9 protein-coding genes are annotated in these 11993 nt (G+C 42.8%); 6 read left to right on the top strand and 3 right to left on the bottom strand.

Going from position 1 to position 11993, the window contains the following annotated elements; all coding sequences use genetic code 11:
- The first annotated feature begins 221 nt into the window (after nucleotides 1-221).
- The 6 genes from CXF58_RS03935 to CXF58_RS03960 all read left to right on the top strand — a co-directional run bounded on the left by CXF58_RS03935 (nucleotide 222) and on the right by CXF58_RS03960 (nucleotide 9478).
- A complete protein-coding gene (locus CXF58_RS03935) occupies nucleotides 222-1391 on the top strand; it encodes a siderophore-interacting protein (RefSeq protein ID WP_102076669.1) in 1170 nt (389 codons plus the stop codon).
- 89 nt (nucleotides 1392-1480) lie between these two features.
- Nucleotides 1481-2245 carry an ABC transporter ATP-binding protein gene (locus CXF58_RS03940; RefSeq protein ID WP_102076670.1) on the top strand — a complete coding sequence of 255 codons (765 nt, stop codon included), beginning with the start codon at nucleotides 1481-1483 and terminating at the stop codon, nucleotides 2243-2245.
- The gene (locus tag CXF58_RS03945; RefSeq protein WP_102076671.1) at nucleotides 2242-3207 is read left to right on the top strand and encodes a TroA family protein; all 966 of its coding nucleotides are present in this window, start codon (nucleotides 2242-2244) and stop codon (nucleotides 3205-3207) included. Before CXF58_RS03940 ends, CXF58_RS03945 begins: the two co-directional genes overlap by 4 nt.
- On the top strand, nucleotides 3204-5177 hold the full coding sequence (gene fhuB / locus CXF58_RS03950) for a Fe(3+)-hydroxamate ABC transporter permease FhuB (RefSeq protein WP_102076672.1): 1974 nt from the start codon (nucleotides 3204-3206) through the stop codon (nucleotides 5175-5177). The genes CXF58_RS03945 and fhuB overlap by 4 nt, the downstream gene beginning before the upstream one ends.
- 146 nt (nucleotides 5178-5323) lie before the next feature.
- A complete protein-coding gene (locus CXF58_RS03955; RefSeq protein ID WP_102076673.1) occupies nucleotides 5324-7612 on the top strand; it encodes a TonB-dependent receptor in 2289 nt (762 codons plus the stop codon).
- 153 nt (nucleotides 7613-7765) lie between these two features.
- A complete protein-coding gene (locus CXF58_RS03960; protein ID WP_102076674.1) occupies nucleotides 7766-9478 on the top strand; it encodes a multidrug ABC transporter permease/ATP-binding protein in 1713 nt (570 codons plus the stop codon).
- Nucleotides 9479-9589: 111 nt separating this feature from the next.
- Here the strand turns inward: CXF58_RS03960 and CXF58_RS03965 are convergent, their stop codons facing one another.
- Genes CXF58_RS03965 through CXF58_RS03975 form a run of 3 tightly spaced genes read right to left on the bottom strand, consistent with a single transcriptional unit; the run spans nucleotide 9590 to nucleotide 11950 of the window.
- Nucleotides 9590-9931, bottom strand: coding sequence for a hypothetical protein (locus CXF58_RS03965; protein WP_145989797.1), 342 nt, complete (start codon nucleotides 9929-9931; stop codon nucleotides 9590-9592).
- Nucleotide 9932: 1 nt separating this feature from the next.
- Nucleotides 9933-11633 (bottom strand): PepSY-associated TM helix domain-containing protein, encoded by a 1701-nt coding sequence (locus CXF58_RS03970; RefSeq protein ID WP_102076676.1) that lies wholly within the window; start codon nucleotides 11631-11633, stop codon nucleotides 9933-9935.
- Nucleotides 11634-11659: 26 nt separating this feature from the next.
- Nucleotides 11660-11950, bottom strand: coding sequence for a hypothetical protein (locus tag CXF58_RS03975; RefSeq protein ID WP_102076677.1), 291 nt, complete (start codon nucleotides 11948-11950; stop codon nucleotides 11660-11662).
- Nucleotides 11951-11993: the final 43 nt, after the last annotated feature.

The raw sequence follows: 11993 nt of genomic DNA on the forward strand, positions 1-11993 counted from the left end.
GTAATAATAATCTAGATGTTAATGGTTATCAATAACGCTTAGGTATTTTTAATTCATATTATCGATTACTAATTCTATCGCCTTGCTTGACTCGCAATACTTATTGATTAAACTTTTGCTATTTTTATCTCTATTCTCCGCTACCTTATATTTTCAAATGCCATTTACTTGACGGTTATATGAATGAACCTTATGTGATTTTTTGGCTTGGATGACCCTTTATGGCTGAAACGCTTACTCGTTACGACATCGATAAAACCCCATTAGCCTTTGCTGATAAAGCCATGTTTATTCATCATCTTAATGAAGAGTATCAAGATGAACTTGCGATGTTTATCAATGCCTTTACCCCTGCTTCAGTCGGCGAGTACGATATAGTATCGATAAAAGAGCTGTATCCCGACGGCCTTTTGCTAGATGTTATGACGATGAATCGGTATCAAAATAACTCTAATACGTTAAAAGATAGCAGTTCTACTAATAACAGCCTCGCTGAAAACATTTCTAGTATTAATCATCAATACTTTATCAACTTTTTTGTGCCTATTAGCGACGCTGAGACACTACATGAACAATATATAGCGTTATTGCAGTCATCCGCTACTAAACTTGGTAAGCGTACAATCAAACTTCAAGAACAATACTTTAGCGTGATTGATGGTTATTATGTCAGTTCTAATATGTATCGACTGGTGGTCACAGCACCCGATAATATCCCACTCAATCATCCCGGCTACGCGTATTTATTTGAGTTAAATGCTGAAGTTTTATCTACCATAAATGGTGAGTCAGAAAATAACGATAAACCTTTACAGCGCTACTACACCCTGCGAAAAGCATGGCGAGATCCAATCCGCTCGTCTGTTCAAGCTTGGATAGATGTTTATATCCATGGCAACACGCCAGGTGGCAATTGGGCACGCTCTCTCGTCTGCGGCATGCCAATAAAAACGGTGCGCGATTATCCAGAAAAAATAGAACACCTCAGTGAGGGACAATGCTTATTAATTTGCGATGAAACCTCTCTACCTACCGTCGCCAATCTATTAGAAAACTGGCAAAATCCGTTGCCGCCCCTTGTCATTACTATCACCGAAGATCCAGAAGACATCAGTTATTTACACACTCTCAATCTCTGTCAGCACTTAGGTCATGATGAGCGTTTTCTACAAGAGAATCTACTTCATATCATTAAGACACCAACAACCGAAATTCCTGAACAAATCATGAGCTTATTACATGCAAAATCAATAACATTGCCTCTTAAGATTGGCAAGGTATGGGGCGCGCTTGAAGCGGCAGACATCAAGTCATTAAGACAACAATTAAAGGTAACTCTTGGTTTATCTCGTCAAGATATGGTCATAAAAGTCTATTGGCGCGCTCAATAACTGCTTCAATTCTATAAATAAAATGAAAATCATTTGCATTAACCAGCTACTTTTCTTTAAAATGCCCCATTTACTTTCGACTGCTCACTATGATGCACATCAATAATTTAAGCCTAATTCGTCAAAAAAAAGTTTTGCTTCACCCGACTTCTTTTATCATCGAACCAAATAAACTGTATGCCCTCATTGGGCATAATGGTTCTGGTAAATCTAGCCTTATAAAAGCCATGGCAGGAGAGATGACACCTACGCAAGGTGGCATTGAAATAGAAAATACAGATTTGCGAAGTTTTTCTGCTAAAAGACTGGCGACGCATCTTGCCTATTTACCGCAAAATCTACCTGATGCGGGTGCTTTTACGGTCTATGAGCTTGTGATGTTAGGCAGATACCCTCATCAAAAGTGGCTGCAAAAACCGACTGCTGATGATCATCAACAAGTAGAAAAAGCCATCGCCCTCACTCAAGTTGACGCCTTTAGAAACCGCCAAGTATCAACGTTGTCAGGTGGTGAGCGAGCGCGCGTCTGGTTGGCGATGTGCCTTGCCCAACAGACAAAGTATCTGCTATTGGATGAGCCATTAGCGGCGCTGGATGTGGTCTATCAAATAGAAGTGTTAAAACTGATTCGTCAATTGGTCGACGAGCAAGGCTTAGGTGTTGTCATTATCCTGCACGACCTAAATTTAGCGGCAAGGTTTTGTGATGAATTTATCGCCCTAAAACAAGGCAAGCTTTGCCATATGAGTGATGTCAAACACACCATGGAAAAGGATGTACTGCGCTCGATATTTGGTGTCGATTTTACATTGTTAACTCATCCTACCACTACTCATAAAGTCGCGGTTATATGAAAGCGCTCATCTTTTCGTTCGGGCTATGTCTGGCATTATGCTCAAGTTTATTGTTAAGCAGTTGCCAGTCGTCTGACGCTACATCACAAGCGCCACAAGTAATGTCACCTAAAGACAATCAAAAAATACCTAAAGTCATGACGCCTGATTGGGGTATTGCGGCGACGCTGACGGCCATGGGATACCCACCAGTTGCTATGGGCGACAAACCTTTCTATAGAGAATGGGTTGGTAAGCCTCTTATACCTGATACGACTCTCGACGTGGGAACACGCTACCAACCCAATCCTGAAATGCTCTCACAGCTAGACTTGGATTTGGTCATAGACAACGATTTTTATGCGCACTTGCGTCCTATGTACGGCGATTTGCCTATCCACTCTATTGAATTGACCAGTCCCAACCAAATCGCAAAGTGGGAAGACTTTATAGAACCGACGTTAGAATTGGGCCGATCTATCAATAAACCGCAAGCCGCACAAGATTATCTAGACACCAGTAAGAAACAAATCATACAAGCAGGACAGACTTTTCATGCGCGTTATCCTCATATCAAAAAATTGGCTGTCGTGCAATTTGCCGATACCAATAATTTGCGTATGTTTTCGTATAATAGCTTGTTTCAACCTGCTTTAGACACGATGGAATTACAGCTAGTGGCGTTGGCAGATGGCAATCAATGGGGGTTTACGCCCATTATGCTAGGAGATTTAGCGCAGCTTGATGACGATACCTGCCTTGTGGTCGTTGAACCTCTTAGTGACCTTCTCAAACTTGAATTAGAAGACAGCTTAGTGTGGCAGCGCTTGGGTTATTCCTTTAATCAAGCGCATGCATCTAGCAAAAAAGGCCGCTGTATCACCTTACTGCCTGCGACATGGAACAACAGTGGCGTGGCTTCTATGAATGTTTTGGCTGAGCGCTTAACGAATGTCACTTTTGTAGGCCATACCGATTTATGATGAATAAAAATAATTTTTTGTCTGCTAACCGTATTTATATGATGGTCGTTTTCTTAATGCTGCTAGCAGTAGTCAGCAGTTATGCAGTCGTACATCAACTATGGCCTCTCGCTTTTTTAGAAATATTCATACCCTCATTTGAGCTATCGCTTTCGGACATGAGTATCCAGCTACAAATCCTACCGACCATGTTGGTAGCATTGACCGCTGGTGGCCTTTTAGGATTGGTCAGTGTGTTATTACAACAGCTGGTGAAAAATACACTGGCCTCAGACACGACATTGGCAGTCGGTAGCGGTGCAAACATGGCGCTGCTCATTGTCACGTTATTCCTGCCTAGTCTGGCGTTAGGGGGAAGTTTTTGGGTCGCCTTTGTTGGCGCACTTGGCAGTATGGCGATTGTATTTCTTCTAGCTGCGCCTAGCCGAATGAATCCTTTGGTATTGGTGCTTGGCGGACTGGTGACCAATATTTTATTGGGCGCTATTACTGCTTTATTATTGATTTATTATGCTGAAGAAACCTTAAACGTTATGGTCTGGGCGGCGGGCAGTCTCACGCAGAATAACTGGCAAGTATCTGCCGTATTAAGCACCGCTAGTATGGTCGCCTTTATTAGCTTAATGCCTTTATTAAAACCATTAGAAATAATGAGCTTAGATGATAGGCAAGCCAAAAGTTTGGGTGTTCCTATCAATCTCATTCGTGGATTGGTGGTAGGATTGGTGGCCCTACTGACCGCCCTTGTCGTCAGTCGCGTGGGCCCTATTGGTTTTATTGGTTTGGGAGCTGCCACACTGGTTAATGTGTTTTCGGTACGGCGTATTGGTTACCGCCTGCTTTTGGGTTATGTGTTTGGGGCGCTATTATTATGGATCACCAGTAATGCCACGACGCTATTACAACATTATTTAAGCCTAAATATTCCTGCTGATGCAATGACGGCCATACTTGGTGCGCCATTGGTGATATGGTTAATCGTGAGCCAAAGTCGTCAACATACCGATGAGGTTATTCCAGCCTTGGTTTCAGAACGCCGTGACACTCATTTAATAGGTTGGGGAGTCGCCTTAATACTGTTGATCATAGGCGTGCTTATCTTTACGGCGACTTCAAATGGCTGGCAGCTTAGTACGCTAAGACATTTGATTATTGACTTTAGATTGCCTCGCACGTTAAGCGCAGCCGCCACTGGCATAATGCTAGCCACTGCTGGCGTGCTGCTACAAACCTTGACACGTAACCCGATGGCCAGCCCTGAAGTACTCGGTATCAGCTCAGGCTCGGCGATAGGTGTGGTACTGGCCTTTGTTTTCCTACCCAGTTTTGGCTACACAGGCATTATATTATCAGGATTATTGGGCGCTTTTATTGTCCTTAGCTTGATCTTATGGCTTGCCCGTCGAATCAATCCAGCTTATTTATTATTAGTTGGTGTGGCCATTGCCGCATTGATGGGCGGTTTATTAAGCCTGGTAAAAATATCTGGCGATCAGCGGCTACAAGCGATGTTAAGTTGGCTATCAGGTTCAACATATCTTGCCAGTCCAGAAACGGCATGGATTTTAGTAGGGTTGGCTTTTATACTTTTCCTATTAAGCTTTATGGTCATAAAACCATTAGAAATATTGAGCCTAGGTAGCGGGATTGCCCGTGAGCTTGGGGTATCTTTGAGGTTGTATCAAACCTTGATACTCATTCTTGTAGCATTACTGAGTACGATATCAACATTGGCAGTGGGTCCGCTCAGTTTTGTGGGTCTGATGATTCCTCACCTTGCCAGCACATTAGGCGCGGTGAAGCTCAAACGTCAAATTCAACTGTCCGCTATCTTAGGCGCGGGCTTAATGGTCATAGCAGACTGGGTTGGACGCTATCTTATATTCCCCTATGAGATACCTGCTGGCACCATCGCTGCCATTATTGGCGGCGCTTATTTTCTATATTTGATGCGGCGTATTAGAGCGTAACCTATATGGTTAATACTTCAATAACGACATGACAACATTATCGCTATTTAGGGCTTTAAAAATTTTTAAAATTAATAACGCGCCACTATTGTAATGAAAATGCTTATCATTATAATAGTGATTTAACTTACATATTGGTAACATTCATGCAATTGTCTCGCCTATATTCTGCTCTACTTTGCCTCAAAGCAACTAACAGAGCGCGTCACCCATTTTCAGTAAAATCACTGTCTATCTTTCATCTTTCTACTTCAGTCGTTTTACTTGCTGCAAGCCAAGCAGCGTGGGCACAAACCGATATAAATAACAACAGTCAATCAGATGTACCAAGTGTGGTACTTGATACGATTGTAGTGACCAGTAGTGCGGATGCGTCAGCGGATGGATTGCCAGATGCTTACGAAGGTGGCCAAGTGGCGACCGGAAGCCGCGTAGGAATTTTAGGCAATCAAGACATCATGGATACGCCATTTTCTACTACCTCATATACCAACGAATACATTGCCAACCAACAAGCACAAAGCGTGGGCGACCTGCTCAAAAAAGACCCAACGGTACGCGTGGCCAGAGGTTTTGGTAACTTTCAAGAAGCTTACTTTATGCGCGGTTTCATCACCACATCAGATGATACGATGTTTAATGGCCTATATGGTATTTTGCCCCGACAGTATATCGCCACCGAATTATTTGAGCGTGTTGAAGTCCAACGCGGCGCTTCTGCCATGCTAAACGGTGCAGCGCCTAGTGGCGGCAATGCTGGTGGTACGATTAACCTATTACCAAAACGTGCTAGTAATGATCCGCTACGCCAATTAACGCTTGGTTATGGTCAAGGTGACCAAGGTAAAGTTGCCGTCGACGTGAGTGACCGTTTTGGTACTGAGGAGGCATTTGGCGTGCGCTTTAATGCCGCTTATCAAGATGGCGATAGTGCCATCGATGATGAATCTTCAACATTGGGATTGGCAGCGCTTGGGCTAGATTATAAAGGCGAGCAATACCGATTATCAGCAGATTTAGGCTGGCAAGATAACAAACTCAAAGAGACTCGCCCTAGTGTCAATCTCGGCGGTGTTTCTCGTGTACCAAAAGCGCCAGACGGCTCAAAAAATTGGGCGCAGCCTTGGACCTACTCAGATGAAAAAGATATCTTTGGTACCATTCGAGGAGAATATGACTTTAATGATAATCTCACCGCTTATGGTGCTTACGGCATACGAAGTGGCGAGGAAGAAAACTCACTAGCCACCTTAACCGTCAACAGTGCTGATGGTGCGGGCACGATTTATCGTTTTGATAACTCTAGAGAAGATTTGGTACAAAGTGCCGAGCTTGGTCTACGTGGTAAATTACAAACTGGTGAAGTGGCTCATAACTTAGTGTTGGCCGCAAACCTCTATGATCAAGAAGAAAAAGGCGCATTCGCATATGATTTTGGCAATCAGCTAGCGACCAATTTTTACCGCCCTACCGACTACACGGAAGTCCCTTTTACAAGTACAACTACGTTTGGCGGCAACTTAGACGATCCAAAATTAACCAATGAAAAGCAACTCCAAAGCTTTGCGCTAGCAGACACCATATCGCTGTTCGATGACAAACTGAAAACCACCTTGGGTGTACGTCATCAAAATATAAAAACCACCAGCTATGATGCCAACACGCAGGCAGAAACGGCTCATTACGATAAGAGTGAGTGGACTCCAAGTATCGGTATTGTCTATCAACCGAACATGGACTGGTCATTCTACGGTAACTATATTGAAAGCTTAGCACCAGGAAAAACAGCCCCGCAGACAAATAACAATGCTCCCGTTACTAATGCGGGTCAAGCTTTGGACCCTTACGTGAGCGAACAAACTGAAATTGGCGTGAAGTATGACAACGGGCTTATTGGCAGTAGTTTGGCAATATATCGCACTGATGCCGCACGTGATTATATCGATGCTTCAAACACCCTTATATCTGCTGGTAAAAACCGTCACCAAGGCGTAGAACTGTCCGTATTTGGTAGCCCTAGCGAAAATATGCGCCTAAATGCGGGCGTCAGTTATTTAAGTGCCAAACAAAAAGACACCGGTGATGCGGCGTTAGAGGGTAATAAAGTCATTGGTCTTCCTACCTTACAGAGCAATGTTAATCTAGAATATGATGTTGCGGCACTCGAAGGACTAACCTTAACAGGTGATATCATTCATACGGGCCCACGCTATGCCGATAATGCCAACACTTTAAAAGTTGACGGTTATACGACGTTAGATCTTGGTGCTCGCTATAAGACCGTGCTAGCAGGTCAAGATGTCACCTTAAAAGGCATGGTAACCAATGTCACGGGCGAAGATTATTGGCAGTCAGTCGGTGGTTATACAGATGCTGGTTATTTAAATGCGGGCGAACCCACTGCGTTAAAAGTTTCAGCGACGTTTGACTTTTAAATTTGAATGCTAAGCTTCGCCAATGAAACGACTATACTGATTAAATTGTCGTTATAGAATCATTATCCGGTTTGAATAAAAGGGATTAGGCGCCACCTACTCCCTTTTGTGCTATCTAAAAATATGCAAAATTCATTTTATTATTGAGTCCTTATGTCCTCTCGCGCTACAGCCTCTCTATATCATATGATCTGGTCGCATTATCGCCTGCCTTTTCTCAAAGTTATCTTATTAAATTTAGTCAATGCGGCGGTCAGTGTGGGTATTATTGCTTATATTAATCACACGTTTATCAGTCAGTCTGTTTTTAATATCTTGTCATGGCAAAGTTTAGGCTATTTTTCAGCGTTAGTCGTTCTCCTATTAGTCACGACTTTTTTATCACAATATGCCCTAACCCGCTTGGGTCATAGATTTGTGTATGAGCTCAGAACCAAGCTGGTAAAACAAATTATCGATACCAACGTTCCGCAGATTGACAAGTTAGGGAACGCCCAACTACTCGCCAGCTTATCTACCGATATCCAATCGATTACCGTCGCTTTTGTCCGTATGCCAGAGTTGGTTCAAGGGGTAATTTTATCTAGCGGAGTCGCCTTATATTTGGGTTGGTTGTCATTGCCATTATTGCTGATCATCATGGTTTGGATTGTGATGACGATTTGGATAAGCACCATTTTGGTGAAGCACGTTTATAGGCATTTAACAGAATTAAGGGAGATTAATGATCTTTTGTATCAAGATTATCAATCTATTATCGAAGGGCGAAAAGAGCTTGCACTTAATCAGCACCGCGCGCAAAAGCTGTATACCAATGATTTTTTAAGTCACGCCCAGTCTTATAAAGAGCGCGTTATTAAAGCAGATACCTTTCACTTATCAGCAGTGAATTGGTCGAACATTATGATGTTTGCAGCGATTGGTGTCGTCTTTGCGGTCTCAAACTATCTTAATATTCCCATGAGCGTTGCCACCACTTTTTCTTTAACCATTCTATTTATGCAATCGCCGCTGCTACAAGCCGTTGGCGCTTATCCAACTTTACAAACGGCGCAAGTCGCGTTAGATAAAATACAGACGTTGGCGCTTGCTGATTATCAACCAGCGTTTTTAACCAATATAGCAGCAAATGACTGGCAGACCATCTCACTAAACAATGTGAGCTATCGCTATCAAGGTATAAACCACCATACACAAGAAGGTGTACCTGAAAATGAGTCGCTTACTAATGACATTTTAAAAAATGTCAATCTCACCTTGAGGCGCGGCGAAGTGGTATTTTTGATAGGCTCTAATGGCAGCGGTAAATCTACCCTTGCAAAAATCATTACTGGTATTTTTACGCCTACGATAGGCGCTGTAAAAGTAGACCAGCAGACGATTGATTCGGAAAACAATACCAATTATAGGCAGCTATTTTCTGCTATTTTTAGCGATCAACATCTTTTTAAACAACTGATTGGCAGCCAAGACAATGACCCTGATAGGTCTTTAGTGACCGAGTGGCTGCATAAATTAAACCTGCAAGATAAAGTGACGGTAACTGACCATCGATTGTCTACCGACAAGCTGTCACAAGGACAACGCAAACGCTTGGCCATGCTGCTCGCTGTCGCCGAACAAAAAGACTTTCTGCTGCTCGATGAATGGGCCGCCGACCAAGACCCTGCTTTTCGCCGAGTATTTTATCAAGCGCTGATTCCTGAATTAAGAGCCATGGGCAAAACACTGTTTATTATCAGTCATGACGACGGTTATTTTGAGCATGCTGACCGCTTGCTGATGATGAAAGAAGGAAGGCTGACTGAGTTAAATGCAGAAGAACGCCAACGTGCCAGTGCGGACGCCATTGCTATGTTAGAGTAATTGCTTAGCTAGAATAACTGCTAATAAGTCGTACTATTAAAATGTTTAATATCAAAGCATACTGCAAGCGGGAGAATTTTTTTTTGAATTTGGCGCTTTTATATAAACTGACTATTCCAGTTTTTCATAAACAACCATGCTCAAATATACAACTCCTGCTGCTACGATTAAGCTGGCAAACCAGACAACGATAAAATAACCAGTATGAGGTGCAAAAAAAGGGAAAATGAAACCTATCAATAGCAGTAGCAATCCCAGCCATCGTAACCTTTGCTGTTTAGTGATATATCGTTTCTGCTCATCATGATGAGATAGCAGGTTTGACCTTACGGCGACTAAGAGTGGCCGTTTGAGATGAAACTTATTCCTATATCTTTTACTGGTCATCATTAATGCCATCATACCTAGCAGATTAAATGCCAATAGCAATCCAGATAACAGCGCGTTAGACATACTATACATTTTCCATCTGAAGCTTTGAACGACTAGGCGACTTTATTTTTTGCTGGTGAGATGCTTTCTTAAAACTGACCATATAAGTAATATAAGCAAACAGCAGCGCTAGAATAAAAAACATAACGTCGAAGCTGATGAATAGTACATCGGCGCTCAAAATGCTGTGAAGCAATCCACGCTCGGTAGTTAGGCTGTTGAGTAGCGGTGTGAATAAAAGCAATAGAGTAATTAATGATAGTAATAGACGCCACGCCTGACGACTAGACAGTAATAACGTCAGCAAGAAACCAAGCGCCCAGATGATAAAAAACCCATCTACCTCCCACTTGCCTCGCCCTGTTAACTCTAACGGCAATAAACGATTGAGCCATAAAAAACCTATCATTGCTAAAGGCAATCCCGCCAGTGTCGCAATATTGAGCTTTTCTACTAACCAAAATCCCCAATCAGGCTTATCTATAGTGAATAATTGGCGGCGACGTTTAACTGTCCAAAGCACTAAGCCTGTTGCAATCATACCGCAGCCCGCTGTGCCACATAAAAAGTACAACCAACGCAGCCAATTATCAGCAAAGCGCCCTGCATGCAAACCTATCATGACCGCTTGTGTTTGCACAGCGTGCGGCGGCGGTCGACTGTCTTTGAGTATTTTTCCTGTTCGTCCATCATAAATACGAAACACCCCTAGCGTCGATAATTGATGCTCAGCTTTACCGTCGATAATAATCATACTTTGGTCAGTATTGGGATGATTAATACTGACACTGGTCACGGTATAATTGGGGTTACGTTTTTGCCAATCAGATTGTGTCGTGGCAAGCAATGGAGCAATACTGGCCATAGGGGCAGCCTGTAACTCGGTTGCATCCGCTGCCCGATAAGAGTAAATTTCCTTAAAAAACTGCTCATTATCTACCCCAGATACCATGCCTGCCCACGGCATATATAAGGTTATTAAGGTAATGATGCCGGTAAAGGTAATCATCAAATGGAACGGTATTGGCAGCACAGAAAAAGCATTGTGCGCATCAAGCCACGAGCGTTGCCCCTTGCCCCAACGAAAGGTAAAAAAATCCGTAAATATCTTTTTGTGGACAATAACGCCTGTGATAATAGCAATCAACATCATCATAGAAGCTATACCGACGATAATTCTGGCCCATATCACACTCATATAATGCAAATCAAAATGCATACGATAAAAGAAGTGACCGCCTACGGTATCTCTTGGCGTATATGCCATTTGGGTTTGCGTATCAAAATGATATTTTAGCCTTTTGTCATCTGTAGTCACATTGATATGCAGACGTTGAGCAATATTATCGCTATCAATATCTTTAGCAATAAACCAGTTTTTGGCATGGGCTTGGGTTTGCTGTAAGTGAGCGATTGCCCTACCAAAACCATCTGACTTATCTTTTAGATTCGTCACATTTCGGTTGTGCGTAAATGTTGAAGACGTTAATGGCGTTTGCTGAGAGCGTGCCGGAATTTCAGGTTGCATCCATGTTGTCAGCTCATTATTAAAATAACTGACCGTGCCCATCAGAAAAATGGTGAACAGCAACCAACCTAATAACAGGCCAAACCAAGTATGGACGTCAGACAAAATGACTCGATAGCCCTTCACTTTAGTTTTACTTTTTGTCTGAATATTACTCATTGTGGCAGTTTGGGTCTTAGTAGAGTCTGAGGGCATAATAACGGCCTGATGGTAAGAAAAATCTAAATAGCGACATAATCAATCATCCCTAATAGCCCTGCAATACCGACGACCAGCGTCCATACCAGCCATAAACGACGCAAAGAAAATACTAAGACAAGAATGAGCGCGCATACAACAACGCTAGCAATTTGACCCCAATAGATGGCAGAAATCTCATCTATAGGTAAGGCCAAAAACGTCAAACTCGTAAGCACCGCGATGCCATAGCTACCAATAATCGCTAAAAAAATACGACTGAGGACTTTAAACTCAGGTAGATAAAAACCATGACTGCTACGGCGCTTACTCATGTGACTGCCTGCGTATGAAAGTGAAAGGTCATGATCGGCATAA

The organism is Psychrobacter sp. Sarcosine-02u-2 (assembly GCF_002836335.1).
In the GTDB taxonomy this organism is placed as follows: domain Bacteria; phylum Pseudomonadota; class Gammaproteobacteria; order Pseudomonadales; family Moraxellaceae; genus Psychrobacter; species Psychrobacter faecalis.